At 32.9% G+C, this 17,488-nt stretch carries 17 protein-coding genes; 9 read left to right on the forward strand and 8 right to left on the reverse strand.

Features of this window, described 5'->3' with window-relative positions; genetic code table 11:
• Nucleotides 1-903 precede the first annotated feature (903 nt).
• Together J8281_RS00675 and J8281_RS00680 are read right to left on the reverse strand one after the other, a co-directional pair.
• Nucleotides 904-1,311 (reverse strand): response regulator, encoded by a 408-nt coding sequence (locus J8281_RS00675; RefSeq protein WP_210195663.1) that lies wholly within the window; start codon nt 1,309-1,311, stop codon nt 904-906.
• On the reverse strand, nt 1,298-4,024 hold the full coding sequence (locus J8281_RS00680) for a PAS domain S-box protein (RefSeq protein WP_210195664.1): 2,727 nt from the start codon (nt 4,022-4,024) through the stop codon (nt 1,298-1,300). The genes J8281_RS00675 and J8281_RS00680 overlap by 14 nt, the downstream gene beginning before the upstream one ends.
• Before the next feature lie 1,651 nt (nt 4,025-5,675).
• Between J8281_RS00680 and J8281_RS00685 the strand changes: the two genes are divergently transcribed.
• The 8 genes from J8281_RS00685 (at nt 5,676) to J8281_RS00720 (ending at nt 10,881) form a co-directional block, all read left to right on the forward strand.
• Nucleotides 5,676-6,239 (forward strand): type 1 glutamine amidotransferase domain-containing protein, encoded by a 564-nt coding sequence (locus tag J8281_RS00685; protein ID WP_210195665.1) that lies wholly within the window; start codon nt 5,676-5,678, stop codon nt 6,237-6,239.
• A 333-nt stretch (nt 6,240-6,572) separates the two neighbouring features.
• Nucleotides 6,573-7,301 (forward strand): MBL fold metallo-hydrolase, encoded by a 729-nt coding sequence (locus J8281_RS00690; protein ID WP_210195666.1) that lies wholly within the window; start codon nt 6,573-6,575, stop codon nt 7,299-7,301.
• Nucleotides 7,302-7,444: 143 nt separating this feature from the next.
• Nucleotides 7,445-8,089, forward strand: coding sequence for a nitroreductase family protein (locus J8281_RS00695; RefSeq protein WP_210195667.1), 645 nt, complete (start codon nt 7,445-7,447; stop codon nt 8,087-8,089).
• Nucleotides 8,090-8,227: 138 nt separating this feature from the next.
• The gene (locus J8281_RS00700) at nt 8,228-8,857 is read left to right on the forward strand and encodes an NADPH-dependent F420 reductase (protein WP_210195668.1); all 630 of its coding nucleotides are present in this window, start codon (nt 8,228-8,230) and stop codon (nt 8,855-8,857) included.
• 26 nt (nt 8,858-8,883) lie between these two features.
• Nucleotides 8,884-9,279: a hypothetical protein gene (locus J8281_RS00705; protein WP_210195669.1), complete on the forward strand. Its 396-nt coding sequence runs from the start codon at nt 8,884-8,886 to the stop codon at nt 9,277-9,279.
• Nucleotides 9,272-9,718 carry a nucleoside deaminase gene (locus tag J8281_RS00710; protein ID WP_210195670.1) on the forward strand — a complete coding sequence of 149 codons (447 nt, stop codon included), beginning with the start codon at nt 9,272-9,274 and terminating at the stop codon, nt 9,716-9,718. The genes J8281_RS00705 and J8281_RS00710 overlap by 8 nt, the downstream gene beginning before the upstream one ends.
• Nucleotide 9,719: 1 nt before the next feature.
• Nucleotides 9,720-10,547 carry a formate/nitrite transporter family protein gene (locus J8281_RS00715; protein WP_210195671.1) on the forward strand — a complete coding sequence of 276 codons (828 nt, stop codon included), beginning with the start codon at nt 9,720-9,722 and terminating at the stop codon, nt 10,545-10,547.
• A gap of 34 nt (nt 10,548-10,581) precedes the next feature.
• Nucleotides 10,582-10,881 carry an HPF/RaiA family ribosome-associated protein gene (locus J8281_RS00720; RefSeq protein ID WP_210195672.1) on the forward strand — a complete coding sequence of 100 codons (300 nt, stop codon included), beginning with the start codon at nt 10,582-10,584 and terminating at the stop codon, nt 10,879-10,881.
• 259 nt (nt 10,882-11,140) lie between these two features.
• On the opposite strand, the gene J8281_RS00725 is transcribed toward J8281_RS00720, so the two are convergent.
• The 6 genes from J8281_RS00725 to J8281_RS00750 form a co-directional block, all read right to left on the reverse strand.
• The gene (locus tag J8281_RS00725) at nt 11,141-11,635 is read right to left on the reverse strand and encodes a transposase (protein ID WP_210195673.1); all 495 of its coding nucleotides are present in this window, start codon (nt 11,633-11,635) and stop codon (nt 11,141-11,143) included.
• 38 nt (nt 11,636-11,673) lie between these two features.
• A complete protein-coding gene (locus J8281_RS00730) occupies nt 11,674-12,120 on the reverse strand; it encodes a transposase (protein ID WP_210195674.1) in 447 nt (148 codons plus the stop codon).
• A 728-nt stretch (nt 12,121-12,848) separates the two neighbouring features.
• The gene (locus J8281_RS00735; RefSeq protein WP_210195675.1) at nt 12,849-13,865 is read right to left on the reverse strand and encodes an AraC family transcriptional regulator; all 1,017 of its coding nucleotides are present in this window, start codon (nt 13,863-13,865) and stop codon (nt 12,849-12,851) included.
• A 19-nt stretch (nt 13,866-13,884) separates the two neighbouring features.
• The gene (locus tag J8281_RS00740) at nt 13,885-14,031 is read right to left on the reverse strand and encodes a hypothetical protein (protein ID WP_210195676.1); all 147 of its coding nucleotides are present in this window, start codon (nt 14,029-14,031) and stop codon (nt 13,885-13,887) included.
• A gap of 491 nt (nt 14,032-14,522) precedes the next feature.
• Nucleotides 14,523-14,969 carry a response regulator gene (locus tag J8281_RS00745; RefSeq protein WP_210195677.1) on the reverse strand — a complete coding sequence of 149 codons (447 nt, stop codon included), beginning with the start codon at nt 14,967-14,969 and terminating at the stop codon, nt 14,523-14,525.
• 12 nt (nt 14,970-14,981) lie between these two features.
• A complete protein-coding gene (locus tag J8281_RS00750; protein WP_210195678.1) occupies nt 14,982-15,542 on the reverse strand; it encodes an AraC family transcriptional regulator in 561 nt (186 codons plus the stop codon).
• A 261-nt stretch (nt 15,543-15,803) separates the two neighbouring features.
• Here J8281_RS00750 and J8281_RS00755 point away from each other — a divergent pair, with 261 nt between their 5' ends.
• Nucleotides 15,804-17,333 (forward strand): ATP-binding protein, encoded by a 1,530-nt coding sequence (locus J8281_RS00755; RefSeq protein WP_210195679.1) that lies wholly within the window; start codon nt 15,804-15,806, stop codon nt 17,331-17,333.
• Nucleotides 17,334-17,488: the final 155 nt, after the last annotated feature.

Consider the following 17,488-nt stretch of genomic DNA (forward strand, 5'->3'; position numbering starts at 1 on the left):
CTTCGACTCCACTCAGGGTAAACTGCTATGCTGAAACTTAGAAAACATTTCTAGCGCGACATCTTGCCCAAAGCAATGCTTTGTCATAGCGTTTGTAAACCTCATAACGACATTCTACTACATAAATCGGGCTCAACGAACTTAGAATAACCTCGGATTTTGGATTTATATGTAGCTGAAAATTTTGAATTCAACTGAATTAACAATTTTTTTTAAGATTTAACATAAAAAATGTTAAAAACAGGATACACGCGTTAAAGCAAGTTAAAGCGCTTGACAATTCGGTGTATCTGAATATATTGAAAGCATGTGTATATCTATAGTATCTAGAGATTCGAATGCTTCATTAGAATATTAGCATGATATCCAACATATCAGTTTATAGATTTTAAACCGATTAACTAGCGATCTCAACTCTATATTTAAATAACCCCTAAATCAATTATTTTGAAAAAAGAATCAAGAAAGTCATTTATTATATTAACAGCAACTTCATTTTTTGTATTTGTTATTGCTTTAATTTCTACTTTTATTGACTTTTTTTAAGAAAGAACACTATATTTATAGAGCTGGTTTATGTAGCAGTTTGGGTTTAGTCTAATCTAAAATAATACAGTAAGATCTTATTAGGCTATGAGATTCAAGAAAAAACTATTTAAATCATTAACACTATTAGTTGCAGTTGCCTGTATATTATACATAATAACTGTACTTTTTGCACTTTAACCTTTTTTAAATGAAAAATAAAAATACTATTCAAAGACCCGGACTTCGAAATAAATTTTTTGGAAGCAAAGCTTATTTGCGCAATGTGCGCAAAAAAATAAAAAATAACGCAAGACCCAAGAGAGCCGTTTCCATTTAAACTTTTAAAGTGGTAAAAGAATACCTAACTAACGTTATTTAGGATTGAGATGCTGCAAAGTCACGCATGAGCTCTTCTAACTTTTTCATGGTAATTGGTTTTACTACATAATTACTTACAATTTCATACGACTTTGCTCTCAATACGTCTGCCGGATCTACAGACGACGACACGATATAAATCGTAACTTTTTTAGCAACTGGGATTTGTATAAATTCATCTAAGAATTGCCAGCCGTCTAGAATAGGCATATTTAAATCTAATAAAATCATGTCTGGCAACTTTTCATTAGACGAAATTATGGATGCAAGTGCATTTAAAGCTTCTTGACCATTTCTATAAATTAAAAAATTATTACAGATGTCAGCTAGTTCCATCACCTTTCGAACACCGTAAATAAATATATTATCATCATCAATAATACAGGCTAAATCAATCTTTTTCATACTTCATATAAATTTTAAAGGTTGTTCCCTTATTCACTTCACTTTCTACCTCTATTTTACCTCCTAATGCTTCTACTTGATTTTTGGTTATAAACAGACCTATACCTCTAGCATCTTTGTTTCTATGAAAAGTTTTATACATACCAAATAGTTTGGAATGATGCTTATTTAAGTCAATTCCGAGACCATTATCTTCGACTACAAGTACAACGTATTTTTCTGTAACGTATGAACTTAATAACACATAACTTTCTCTGTCGTGTGATCTATACTTAATGCTATTTGTGATGAAGTTTAAAATTATACTATCCAAATACGCCTGAATACCAAGAACTTTGGTTTTTGGACACACCAGATTTTCTATTGTAACATTAGCATCTTCAGCAATAACTTTTACACTAGAAGCTACTTTTGTAATACTACGTTCTAGATCTAAGATCTTGACATTATCTTCAACTTTACTGCTCATAAGAACTACTTGATTTAAATGATCAATAGTTTCCGATAGATTATCAGATGCTTCTTGAAACAAACTCATTATTTCATTATCACATTGATCAGGGTTTTCTTGTAAATATAGATCTAGTAACATACTAAAATTACCTGAATGCGATTTTAAATTATGTGACACGATATGTGCGAAATTTTTCAATCTTCTGTTTTGACCGTTAGAAACTGCCAATAATGATTTTATTTCGGTCTCTACTTTTTTTATCTCACTTATATTTGCGGCGACCGCCAAATATCCAACCGTTTTATTTTTCTCTTTGATTGCAGTCATAGTTAATTGAACTGGAAAATTTGAGCCATCTTTCTTATAATAAATCCATTCTCTAGTATCAAATTTTTTCCTATTAGAAAAAGTTGTTAGTGTACTAAAACCACTAATATCTTTATTAAGCTGTAGAGAAAGTGCCTTACCCCTTTCTTGAATTTGTTGCAAACCATGAATAGACAATAAATTTTGTTTCCCTATCATGTCCTCTCTTGTGTATCCCAATAAGTTTTCAGCGCCCTTATTAAAACTTGTGATAAGACCATCTGTATTGGTACCTATGATACTAACCTGCGAACTTGCTTCCAGTACACTTTCTAGCTTTGCTAATGTTGTTTCAAGCGTATTTTGCGTTTGTACTCGCAAAGTAGTATCTGTAATTTGAGCCAAAAAATACAAAGGGTTTTCATTTTCATCTCTCATGATAGAAACCGAGAGTTGAACATGTATAATATTACCTTTTTTATGAAAATATCGTTTTTCAATATGACAGTACGATATTTTACCATTTACAAGGTCATTAACATATTTCATATCCACTTTGAGATCATCGGGATGTGTAATATCTTGAAAACTTAGCTTTTTCAACTCATCGGCAGTGTATCCTAAAATCTTACATAGAGAAGCATTCACCTCTGTCCATTGGCCATTAAGATTTAAAATAGCCATCCCGGTTGCTGCATTTTCAAAGTTGGCTCGAAACTTTTTTTCACTAATTTGTAGATCGATTTCTGCCTCTTTAGCTCTCGTTATGTCTGAGGTAAGCATAATAAGGCCGCCGACTTTATTATTGTCTTTGTACCAGGGATGTAGCTCCCAAGATATCCATTGTACAGATCCATCTGCTCTTTCGAAGCGATCTTCGCTATTCCGTAAGATTTTTCCTGTTAGACATTCTTGATGATCTCTCTTCCAGTTGTTTCCAATCTCTGGAAATATTTCGTAATGAGATTTTCCGACGATATCATCCTCTTTGATTTTATAATCCAACAGCCACTTTTTGGAATGGGAAATATAGCACATATTAATATCAAACATAGCAATAGCACTTGGCGCCTGCTCTATAAATACCTTATGACGTTGCAAATCCTTTTTTCTTTGTGTGATTTCTTGATGTGAACCCAACATCCATTCGGGTTCCCCATTCTTATCATAACTTATAATCTTACCTCGATCTAAAATCCAAATCCAATCTCCATTTTTGTGACGCATTCTGGTTTCACATTCATAGAATTCGGTATTACCTTCAAAATAATCTTGTAGTGCTTTTTCTGATTTCCTTTTATCATCGGGGTGAATACTATTGGTCCATGTTGTAATAGAAATAGGGTCTAGTTCTAATAGCGTATATCCCAAAATGTGCGCCCAACGTTCATTAAAAATAGTTTGTCCGGTTTGTATGTTCCACTCCCAGGTACCAATATTAGTACCTTCTATGATATGCTCGTATTTTGAAATTTGATTTCTTAGCTTGATTTCTGTCTTTTTCAATTTCGTCACGTCAGTATGTGCACCAAGCATTCTGTATGGTTTCCCTTTCTCGTCTCGAATTACAATTCCTCTACAGTGTATCCATACAATGTGACCTAATTTGTGTTGATATCGCACCACCTGATCATAGGGAAAACTAGGATCATCACAATGTTTCTTGAAGTTTGCAAGCGCCACATCTAAATCATCTTTGTTGATAATGTCTTGCCAGGCGGTAGATTGATGAGGCATCTCGTCTGGATCATACCCCAAGGTAGTCCAGAACTTTGGATTCATCCATTCATTTTCGGGATGTTCTAGATCCCAAAACCACAACCCATCTAAAGCTGATTCCTGAATGAAATCAAAAATATTTTCATCTTCTTTTAAGAGTGCATACAATTCCCTTTTCAGGTAATTTTCTTCATAAACCACTCTAAGCGGAGACATAGCAGATTTTTCGTACATATCTTAAGTATCATGAGAGGGGTAATTTGGTTAACATAAAATTAAGGAATATTACTAAGTCAAGTCTACATTTATTACTCCAAATATTTACGGTTAAACCATAATATTTGCATATCTAAATATCTGTACAACAATTGATAAGATTACCAATACACTTTAAACTCATATTTAATAAGGGTTTTCCAGATCAATAGTACTAAAAGAATCATAAAAAATTATTTACGATAATTTTATTTTAAGAGAATACTTTTACCCGTTTGAGTTAAAATTATACTCAAAATAGTTAACGTTTTTATGGAATTCCATAGTGAGTTTATGGGATTCCATAAGTTTTTCTACAAATCATGAAAAAAATTAACTCTATTTATCTATCATTTTAGTGCTTCGTCCTGAAAAAACGTCAGATCTAACGTGTAAAAGCGTATACTATTAACCAATTGTTACACCTAATTCTTTGTGTATCCTAGATGATGCATATAAAATCCACGATGTACTTATCTCGATATTTAGGAAGTAAATTGAATCGTACAAGTTGCTCCAATTTCTTCCAAAATACATATATACTATATTCAATCTTATACAGTCTATTTATTGAATGTTAATATGTATTTATTTCATAGTTAAAACTCGTTAAATCACTTGACTTTTTTTAATTAATGATTATATTAAAGTAGTTCCAATCACACATAAGGATAAACACAAGATTTATTATTTTTTATCCAAAATGATCCTTTTACAACCAATAAGTGCAAATAGAGGTGTACGTATTGATAAACAATCGTAGTAGATGTTTAATTAAAAATTTGGGTTATGAAAAAATTATTTTACGGTATTCTAATTGTAGATATGAGAAAGTTTAAACGCTTGCTTAGTAATCTACCTTCTGCAAGCTGGTATGCAATGAGCAGATAAAACGACACAGTACATCACTTCAAATTTTGAAAATAAATTATTTTTGATTTTGAAGTGATTTTTCTTTTTGAACTGGTTTAGACTTTTTTGATGTAAGCAGAACCGACCGATAAGAAAGGTTCCAAATGGTGCGATTGCAAAAGGTTTTGTGCTTACATGAAGTATTTTTAATGACATAGCTGCGTGCTAAGGGAGTCATAAAATATAAGTGCAAAACAACACTTTTTTGGCAAATTGAAAAAAGTTTACACCAGTGCTTTCCAAAAGAGTTAACCTTCAAAGTTTTACAACACCAATTTCATTCTTTACACATCTATCTTTGAAGATATATTATTACACCCTGCTAAACACGAAAACTTTGTAAAAGGGTTGAAAATGCACGACAAAACATCTTATAGTAATAGAGCTACTATTTGAAATATGCGCTACGTTTCGGCATACTAGTCAAAGTCGAATAGTAACGTTTTATAGTGAAAGGTTCTGCATTTTCAAGCTGTAAACATATCTGAATGTTTAAAACGGAGTAAAATTAGTATTGAATATCCGTTAAACTGATAATTCATGCGTCGCTCTGAACTCGTTTCAGAGTCTCAATTCATAAAATCATAAATTTATTTATGTATGAGATGCTGAATCAAGCTTGTGCTGAACTTGTTTCGGTATTCAGCATGACCTTAAAATAGGATTATTATTAATTACTAATATTCAATACACTATTTACTAATTTAAAAAAAATACTATGTCTTTACAAAACAAGAAAGTAGCAATTTTGGCTACAGACGGATTTGAAAAATCAGAGCTTTTCGAACCACTTAAAGCTTTAAAAAACGAAAATGCCACCGTACATATTATTTCGGTAAAAGAAGGAGAAATTAAAAGTTGGGATGGCGAGAACTGGGGTGAAACCGTTGCGGTAGACAAGCTAGTTGAAAACGCTAGCGAATCTGACTATAATGCATTGGTACTGCCTGGCGGAGTTGCCAATCCAGATCTGCTTAGGACTCATGATGATGCTTTGGACTTTATCAGAGATTTTTTCAAAAGTGGTAAACCGGTAGCAGCTATTTGTCATGCACCCTGGTTATTAGTTAGTGCCAAGGTAATTGAAAATAGAAAAGTGACATCTTACCATAGTATTAAAGATGATATTGTTAATGCAGGTGCTCATTGGGTAGATGAAGAGGTTGTTGTTGATAGTGGTTTAGTTACTAGTAGAAACCCTGACGACCTACCCGCTTTTATCGATAAGATTATAGAAGAAGTTAAAGAGGGTAAACATGATGACCAGGTAGTAAATGCTTGAGAATAGCAAAATTACCTAAGTTGACTTATAAAATGAAAAAAATATTCGATAAAGCGCAAAAAAAATTAGACCCAGCAGGAAACCTAATTCCGATAGCGTTATATCCGAATTATTGAGTAAACCATCTCAAAATTAGAATTTTTAATTTTGAGATGGTTTTTTGATATGCGATACATTTATAGTGAACCCTATGAATACTAAGTTAACTCAGATTTTATATTAAAATTTAAGTCAATTTAGTATAAAAATTAGATCTTTTGTGATAGAGTCAAGAACCATCGTGATTGTACTAATAGTTACTAAATAATCGACCTATATTTAAAATAAAAAGTTATGATATCTTCAAATGTTAGCTACGATTCGATACTAGAGGAACTTAAAAACCAAGAAACTGGTCAAAGAACATTAATACTTCCAGATACCTTTTTAATTAAAGTCCCAAAATTTAAACATCGAATAGGAAATTCTTACCTCATTCAGCACATTAACCGAAAAGAAATACTTTTAATTGATACTGTACATGAAGATTCGCAACCCATTCTACAAGATTTTATTAAGAATGGCTATAGTGTAGCAGGTCTTTTATTAACGCATAGTGATCTTATACATCAAAGTTATACTTCTTCTTTGGAGAAACTATCCAAAGATTTAGGCGATACTTCTATTTATATACATCCATTAGATGCAGGGAGCCAAGGGAATTTTGCAAATAACATTCTTGAAGCAAATGAAGTTTTTGATAAATTCTCGATAACCGTAGATCATTTTCCAGGTCATACCGGAGGAAGCGTAATTATTCATTCTGAAATAAATAATGGTATGCTTTTTTGTGGCGATAGTGCTGTTGGCGCTCCCTATGATAGCTCAAACTATTATTTTGAGAGACCTCCCATATCGAATGAAAGTCAGGATTTAGGATTGGCTCAGCACTGGAAAAACTACATAAAACCGTTTAAGCATATCTTACCGCTACACGGAAAACCGCAATTCGATCTTTCTGAAGGACAACAAAAAGATATTATTATTCATCTAAGCAAAAATGAACCAACAAAACACTTATAAATTTTAGCACACGCATAATTTATCTAGCTATTGTCTAGGCTATCCATAAGATTACATATATATTATAAAATCCTGAAAGCACAGAAACCTACTCGTTACGACTGAAGTTTTGGTTTCTTGTTTTAGCAATAAAAAATTAAATAATGAAAAATACCACTGTTAACGAAAAAGAAAAAGCTACAAAATTTAACATTTTACCTATTTTAAGCGAGCGATATAGTCCCAGAATATTTGCTGATACTCCAGTATCTGAGGTTGAATTAAGAACATTATTTGAGGCTGGCAGATGGGCACCAAGTTCATATAACAGACAACCATGGAGAATCATATGGGGCATAAAAGGCAGCAAAACTTATGATCGAATTTTTGATTGCCTGGGAGAATTTAATCAATCTTGGGCCAAAAATGCTCCTGTTCTATTGTTGAATGCCTTCAAAAAAACAACAGACGAGGGTAACGAAAATTTCCATGCGCTACACGATTTAGGATTATTTATGGGCAACGTAACGGCTCAGGCTCAGCACTTAGGCATCGCGTTGCATCAAATGGCAGGAGTTGACCACCAGAAGGCAAAAAAAGAATTCAAATTTCCTGAAGAATACCATGTGGCTACGGCAGTAGCTGTAGGATATTATGGCGGATCGATAGAAGATCTTCCAGAGGATTTAAGATCTGATGAGAATCCCGAAGAAAGAACTAGAAAGATGCAAAGAGAATTCACTTTTAACGGAGATTTTATGGATGATCTAGGGTTGAATTCTTCTAATCAGGAAACATTGAAAAATTAAGGGTTATACCTGAATATAGAATAAGCGTGGAAGTCATCCGGCTAAAACTATTTTTTTTGGATGTAAAGCACAGACTGATTAGCAAACTTTTCACAATTCGATACTTAAAATAAGAAGTAACAATAACCAAAGTAAAATATGAAAATAGGAATAATAGGAAGCGGTAACATAGGAGGTAATCTAGGAAAACATTGGGCAAAAGCTGGTCATGATGTTTTGTTCAGTTCTCGCCATCCCGAACAATTAAACGATTTGGTAAACGCATCAGAAGGTAATGCCAAAGCTGTTAGTATAGAAGAAGCCTTTGAAGCTGACGCAGATGTGTATCTGCTGGCAACTCCTTTTAAAGCAATTGATAAACTATCAGAATTATATGCCGGTGAATATGGAAATAAAGTGATTATAGACGCTACCAATCCCTATCCCGAAAGAGATGGTGAAATGGCACAAGAGGTTCGTGATTCGAATAGAAATGCTTCAGAATATACGGCAATGAAATTTAATACCGCCAAAACTGCAAAAGCTTTTAATACTATTCGTGCCGAACACCTCAAGAACAGCGCTTTTAGAGATTCAGAAAAACTAGCGATACCCTATGCTGCTCAGGATGAAGATAGCAAACAATTAACACAACAACTCATTCAAGATATTGGTTTTGATGCTGTTTATGTGGGAGATTTAACTGAAACTAAAATTATGGATCCGGATCAGAAAATTTATGCAAAATCGCTAGAACGAAAAGAACTTGAAAAGCTAATTAAAGCATAAGGAAATAGTAACCTAAAAGAAATGGCATGAAAACAATACTGTTACTTGTTGTGATATTTGTGAATACTATGGTATTTTCACAAAATCCATTAACCCAAAATTCTAACAATTTAGAACTTGAACAAAAAGCAAGAGAACTAACAAAGAAATACAATAGTCAATTGGCTTTAAGGGCAAAACAATTAAATCTATTTGAAATTAAAGTTGAAGAGTTTTTGATCAATGAACAAAAAATTAGAAATAGTGACATGACTGTTGAACGTAAGTTGGTTGAACTTGAAAAAAATTACGAGAAAGAAACTGCAGATATAGGAGATATTCTAACTCGACCTCAGCTTAAATTATACAAAAGTTTAAAAGAGGAGTATCAACCTATTGCACCTGTAGTAGTGAAAGAAGCCACGAGTCAAAAAGATGGATAGACATCATTCAAAATTCATGGAATTAGCCATTACTTTGGCAAGAAAAGGAAAAGTCACATCAGGCGCAGGACCATTTGGTGCAGTTATCGTAAAAGATGATCAAATTATTGCTAAGGCATATAACAAAGTTGGTAAACAGCAAGACCCTACGCAGCATGCTGAGCTAGCGGTTATTCAAAAAGCTTGTAAAGTATTAAAAAGCAAAGATCTTTCAGGTTGCATATTGTATACGAGTTGTGAACCCTGTATGATGTGTTTAGGTGCATGTCATTGGGCAAATTTCGATGTAATTTATTTTGGCGCCTCTGCAGATGATGCCAAAAAAAATGGGTTTATATATTCTCAGGTTTTTTACAATTCTGATCAAGAAAAGCGATATCAAGAATTTAATATGAATCAGTTACTTCGCGACCTAGCAATAAAAGTATGGCAAGATTGATATGAGTACATCAAAATCTAAAGAAAAAAATGAGGAAAACATAGAAGCTAATGACAATGCTCCCATGTCGCATTCTGAAATTTTACGTGAACAAGTTTCTGAAGCCCTACATATTTATGAAAAAAGTAATTTAAGTATTTTAACTAGTTCTTTCTCTGCAGGATTAGAAATCGGATTCAGCTTTATTCTTATATGTGTAATGACTGCTTTTTTTGGTGACGACACTTCAGATTCAACCGTTTGGAAAATTAATGCTTTGGTTTATCCGATAGGTTTTATTCTTGTAGTCTTAGGAAAATCGATGCTTTTTACAGAGCAAACCTCATTATTAACTTTACCGGTACTTAATCAGAAATCAAAGATCAAAGATTTATTTAAATTATGGGGGCTGGTTATCATAGGAAATATTTGTGGGGGTATCATCATTAGTCTTTTAGCCATTTGGGTAGGCCCTAGATTAGGTGTTTTTGATTTTGAAACTGTACATAAGATATCAGATCATGTTCTCAAACCAGATAAGGTGGTCATTTTTACAAGCGCGGTCTTGGCTGGTTGGCTTATGGGACTGCTTTCTTGGCTTCTTACCTCTTCTGATAGTACCATAAGTAGAATTTTGGTAATCTATATTATAACCGCAGTTATCGGTGCTGTAGGCCTTCACCACAGTATTGTAGGTAATATAGAAGTATTTTCGGGTTTGATCACCTCAAAACATATAACTTTTGATCAATATATAGTATTTCAAATAACTGCTATTGTTGGTAATGCCATTGGTGGCGTAGTATTTGTAGCGCTGTTGAAATATAAGGCTTTTGCCTATGATAGGTAGTTTTTTACTAATATTAATAAAATTAATTTTAATTATGAAAACAGTATTCGAATATACAAACGTAAGTGGAAGCGAAAGATTAGAAAACTTAGCTACCGAAAAATTGAATCATTTATCAGAAAAATATCCATTTTTAATACGAGGAGATGTTTTTTTCAAAAAAGAGAACAGAAGCGATGATACGGGGCACGTTTGCGGTATTCGTTTAAGTGCACCAGGTCCTCGCCTCTACGCATCCTCAGACGAAACAAATTTTGAAGAAGCCATTGCCGAAACCATTCGTGATCTAAACGATCAGCTAGAAAAAAGAAAAGACAAGATGAAATCTTATTGATGATCTAATACCTAAATGAACATAACGCTTTTTATACATTTAACCAAAAGTGCGCTATTCGTAGTGCCCTTTAGGGTTAAAAAATAAACATTAATATGTTAACATAAGTTCGATTGTTGATAAACTGATTCAAACTATTGATTTTCAGAAACCCTATTTTGTTTCAGCCATCTTATGCAAAATCGCAAGGTTGTTTTTAGGTTCATTAACCAGGTCTCGACTGAGCCTATTCTGAGCATTCTAAGACAAAAACAAATTTTTAAGCAGCTAATTTTACAAAAGGTTCTCTTCTTAAGGCTACTGCAAAAATTCTGAGCACTAATTTATTGGCTACTGCATTTTTTACGCTCATATGATGCTTCCCCTCGGCAATTTTTCTTTTATAGTAAGCTTTGATCTGTGGATCGTGTTGTATCGCACTAATGGCTCCTTTTGTCAACGTTGCTTTTAATGATTTATCTCTTAAAAAATGGGTTTTGGTTTTTCCCTTTATACTACTTCCAGATTGATAGGGGAAAGGCGCAAGACCACAGTGGCAACTGAACTTTCTGGCGTTGTTAAACTTGATAAAGTTTTCTGTCTCAACGATGCACTTTATGGCAATTACCGGACCCACACCAATTACTCTGGTGATTTTCTTATAGCTCTCCTTTAGGTTTGCATCCTGATTGATTAATTTCTGCATCTCGGTTTCAATCCTTTTAATACTTGTCTCAATAGACTTATAGTGTGCTTTTTCTTCCTTGATGAGCATTTTTACATCAACCGACTTGTTTAATATCTCATTAGCCTTCAGGCTGTTTTGAAGCTGTACGGATATCTTACATAACGTTCTCTGGCCGTCATAAGCGCTTTGAGTTTGTTCAGGTTTTTGTCAGGTAGGTCAAAAGGAGACAGCTTATGTTTGTTAGTGATTGTATATTCAGCAATACGATAGGCATCCTTTGTATCACTCTTGCCCCTTTGGATACCTAATGATTTTTTCAACTCTAGGGGATTGATCAAATAAAAGGTAAATCCCAGCTCACTTAAACAATGCACTAAAACCGAACCGTAATGTCCGGTATGTTCTAGAGCAAAGCTGACTTGATCTTTATCGAATGAGTTAAGCCATTTCATAATGCTTTTCCGATCATTGCTTAGAACACCTTTACCTTTGACCTTTACATCACATGCTATTAGTATACAATAATCTAAAGTATCTTTAGAAATGTCGATTCCTGCAACGAGTTTTTTCATAATTTTGATTTAGCTATTAAAAACCTGAAAAGCCAAAAGGTTTGTGTACTAACGCTATTAATAAGCCTTGATGCTTAACATTCTAAATGGTACCAAAACCTAAGAAGGGAAAGGACTGATGCTCAGGATAGATCTCAAAATCTAAGAGACGAAATAGTTCACCTTTTCCTTCTGGTTTTTCAGAAATTTAATAAGATTAAACTTCCTATAAATATAAAACACTAAACTAATAGCGGAGACGAAGGGCTCTATCAGACAGGCGAAAATAAATGAATACTATTCAATAAAATAATAGGGTTACCCATCTAAGTCTGAGATACTACTTTCTGGGATATTTAGGATCAGAAATGGTTTACACCCCTCTAAATCTCCCCTCAAGGGGAGACTTTTACCTCCTTTTCTTTTGAAGACGTTGGTGCCGTAACGACGACAGGCGAGATAGAACGCAGGAAAAGGGATGGATGTTTTTATTGTCATAAAATGATAATGCGAACTAAATGGGCAACCCGTTAAAGTAATAATCAAACCCAGGTGACAATAGCACTTTTAAAACCAGATGCCAAGACAAAAAGATCATCTGCTATCTTGATCTTTAATGCGAGACGGTACTGATGCTGCGATACGGTAATGGTTCTGTATTGTAGTACTTAATAATGAAAACATAAAAAAGCAGAGTATGCATATTTATGTATACCCTGCTTTTTAATCACACAAACAAATCAATCAATCTAAGCGCTCACAGCTCTATATTTTAAATTGTCCTGAAAACTTTTTGGACTACAACCATATTTTTCTCTAAAGATTTTAGAAAAATAACTTCTACTACTAAAACCTACACTATACACAATTTCTGAAATATTGAGGTCAGTGGTTTTTATAAGTTCTTCTGCAATTTCTAACCGGATATTCTTAATATAATCTGTTACTGTTCTTCCAAACAAATGTTTAAAACCTGTTTGCAATTTTGCAGCCGGAATACCAGTTTGATTGGTTAGCATATCTACAGAGTATTGAATGTCGGCATTTGCTTTGATACTCGTACCTAATTCTTGTATTTTTTTAAGTTCGGCCTTGGTGAGTACACCAAAACTGTTTGTATCGGCGTTTAAATCATCCTGATGGTGCTGAATTTCCATTGCCAGAATGAGCTGGACCATACCTTCTACCAATAATTTTTTGATAATACCTTCTTCTTTTATTTCATTTATTTTTTCAATCTGTGTAGCAATCTTTAAATTGTAAGAGCCACAATAGGTAAATAAACCATCTTTTAGTGTATCGGTAAATAGTGAATGGATGTTCATATCTGAAGTCGTAAAAGACGTAGATAAAGGCATGCAAACTGAAATTACGCAGATTTTAACGTGTTCATTCTTCTTGAAATTTAAAAATACGTTTTTGTCTTGGTGATGTACGATTGCAGTCTGGAATTCATTCAACGCATATGTTTTCTGCATAGATTCAATGCCTATTTCGCTATGATTGTTTTGGCCATATAGAAAATGTACAGGATTCAAATCAGCACTAGCCAAATTCATTTTAAAATCTTCGTGACAACGCAAGTCGATTTCTAAAAACACTTTATTATCCTGAACAATCATACCCTTTACAGCTCCAGTGGCCAAATGGTTATTTACTTTAATTGTGTGTTCCCCAAAATTTTTAGAAAGATTTCCTTTTATATTATTTTCTATTTCAGAAAACACATCTATTACGTTAGATTCTTTTACTTCTGTTAATAACATAACTTTCTTTTTAAGGTGATTAAATATTCTTTGTATGCAAATCGAATTCTGTTTCTGATCCGATTTGATCAGTATTCTGAAGACTGCTATTTAAATTTGTTGACACTACTAAGGTTATAGGTGTCTGCTTTTTGAATACTCTTCCGACTCTTGCATATTGATTCATACGTATAATTTTGACGATTTGTGTATTTATCTAATGTTTCAACAAAGATCTACATCGCAATGGCCTAACTCGTTATATAATTTTCGGATTGTATTATAAAATTTTTTGATTTTCAATTCAGAAGAATAAAAACGTTAAAATAGAAATGAAATATTAACATTTTTTAGGATTTTATAAGAATATTGCAATTTTTGGATTCGTGCAGTTGCAACCAAAAGTGAATAAAAAGTAAGACTAATGAATAGTCTGAAATACGATCTGCCGAATTTTGAGAACTAATACCAGGTCTCGACTGAGCCTGTCCTAAGCTCTGAAGAAGGGCTCAACCAGATAGCGAAAGTAAACGAACACCATCCAACACTATAATGATCAAACTCAGATTAAGAGGAACTAAAATGCTTCAGAAAAAGAAAGAGAGAATAAACTACCAAGGCAAGCCTAACAATGTAAAAACCCTTCGGCAGTCTCAATAAAGATCGTTCTTATAAGATCTATATACTTAATATGAAGTTATCTCGATTCAAATTAGAAGTATGATACTGCCAATTCAACTTAAGCACTTCTCGAATTGCTTTTTTAAGCTTTGAAAAGTCATTGGGCTTGTTGATATAAATATTAGCTCCCTTAATAAATGTTTGTTCGATGTCCTTTTCTGATGATGACGTAGAATAAATAGCTACCGATACATCTTTTAAATTAGTTGTATTTCTAATTTCAGAAAGACATTGAATTCCGTTTTTAACAGGCATATTCAAATCTAAAAATACCAAATGAGGTAAGGGTTGACCAGATAGAGAAATATAATCCATAAACTCTTGACCATTACTAAATAAAAGCAAGTTAGTATTGATATCTAATTCTTCAATAGCATCTTTAAAAAGCAAACGGTCATCTTCATCATCATCTACCAATACTACTTTTAATGCATCTAAGTTCATGTGCGTGCGTCGTTATAACGTATTTAATTCTTTATTACGTTCTTTTATAATTCGTTGAAATGAAGTAGGTGTCAAACCTGTGGTTTTTTTGAATTGCCCAGACAAATGTGCAACACTACTATATCCTAATGTATATGCAACTTCAGTAAGTGTTAGGCGGTTTTCAAGTATTAGAGATTTGGCTCTATCAATTCGCTTTAGAATAACAAAACTTTCTATAGAGGTATAGGTACTTTCAGAAAATATATTAGAAAGATACGTATAAGAATATCCTAAACTTTCAGACAAATAGGTAGACGTTTTAAACTGCCTTTCTATAGATGAGTCATTGATCATTTCAGTTATAGCATCTTTTATTCTTTGCACAATCTCGCTTTTATGATCATTAATGATATCAATACCGTAAATAGATAGTAATGTAGTAAGCTCTTTGATAGTTTGGCTGCTCAATGAGTTATTAAATTCAACTTCGCCTAATCTATTGATTTTATAATGCACACCAATCTTGTCTAACTGCTCTTCCAATATTTTCCTGAAAATTTTATTAATATCATATTTAAGGTAAAGCTTCATAGAGATTCTAGCTACTTCTTATACTGTCTGTTCATTTTTTTCTAAACAAAGATAAACAATACAACGTATCAAATACATGCATCTCTTCACTGAATTACGCGTATTTTATCGCAAATGAATTTTTCTTTAACAATTTAAGGACATTTTACAAAATCATGAAGTTTTTTTGTTCAATTCATGTTACAACTTGATTTTTACCCGTAATCATTATTATAAAAAGGATCATTTTATTAGTTTTAAACTTCAAAAAAAGAAGGAGAATTGACAAAATCATTAAATTTTTTACAAGATATATTAACCCGATCCAATAATTTGGTGTTTTACTTTATTCCTGTCTATGAGGATCGTGGTATTGTTGATTTTAACCTGGATTTTGTGACTCCGAATATCACTAATTTTGGAAAGGGCTTACAAAGTAATATAGTGAATAAGAAATTAAGCTTGCTGTATCCCGACGCTTTTTCTAACGGAGTTTTTGAGATTTTGATCGCCTGCCTCACCAAAGAAGATTTTAAGATATCGTTTCAGCGTGAAATTGATTTTTGCGGTTCAAAGACTTGGTTTCGATGTAAAGCAGCTCCTTATGAAAATGGCCTCACTATTACATGTAGCGAAATTTCAAAACTTAAACATACTGAACGAGAGCTTAGAAAATTAAATAGACAATTAGAATTTCAGAATGCAACGTTAAGTGAAGCTGAAACTATCTCTAAATCGGCCAGTTTTCGATGGAATATCAAGAAAAACACCTGGATATTATCTAAGAATATCAAAAATTTATTTGATATAGATCACAAGACCATAGCATCCTATGAAAATGGAATATTTGATCTGATGACAGCCACACATAAAAAAAATATCTTATCCAAAATTGACCAGCATCAATATGATGATCAATTGACTGCACAATTTTTTAAGGTAAACGTAAATAGCAAATTAAGGCATTTTTCGTTATCAGGAAATTTTGTACCCGTCGCGGCAGGTCAAATCATGTTAGGTGTGATCAAAGACATCACCGAAGAAGTTGAAAATGAAAAAATACTGAGACAACAAAACGAAGAATTGCTTCAAATTAATTCTGAGTTAGACTCATTTAATCATATTGCTAGTCACGACCTACAAGAACCGCTTCGTAAAATAAGGATCTTTATTTCTAGAGTTAATGATTTGGGTCACGAAGATCTTTCTGATAAAGCGAAAACATATTTAGCAAAAATAGAAGCATCGGCAGATCGAATGCAAAAATTGATCAAACAACTACTAACCTACTCGAGAATTGGAAAAGCAGGGATCTCATTCGAAAACGTAAATCTGCAAGAAGTGCTAACATCTACTATTCAAGATCTTAAAGAAACTAAAACGAATTCGTTTAATGTACACCAAATCAAAGAACTTCCTGTTATCAAAGGTGTTACTTTTTTAATTTATCAATTATTCTATAACCTACTTACAAATGCTATTAAATATCGAGACCCCAGTCGACCATTACATATCGAAATTATATCTCAGATCGTTACCGAAACTAATTACTATCGAGATAAAAAATCAAAAGAAACGCATCAAATGATCGAATTAAAATTTCAAGATAATGGGATTGGATTCGAGCAAGAATATGTAGATAAGGTTTTTGAGCTATTTCAGAGGTTACATCAGAAAAATGAATATTCTGGTACGGGTATTGGGCTGGCCATTTGCAGAAAAATTGTAGAAACTCATCAGGGCACTATTTCAGCAGAAGGAAAACCGGGTAAAGGTGCTACATTTATAGTGCGACTACCTATGCATCAATAAGTAATTTTGTAGAATATTTTATTATATGTCTATTCCTAAATATCAATCCCTTAATTTAAACCAGTTTTTTATGTATCGAGGACACATTTCTATGAATTGTTACATAATGAATAGCATACATCCTATATTTTTAAATTGGTGAATCAAAACACATC

Origin of the sequence: Aquimarina sp. U1-2 (genome assembly GCF_017897595.1) — a bacterium.
Taxonomy (GTDB): domain Bacteria; phylum Bacteroidota; class Bacteroidia; order Flavobacteriales; family Flavobacteriaceae; genus Aquimarina.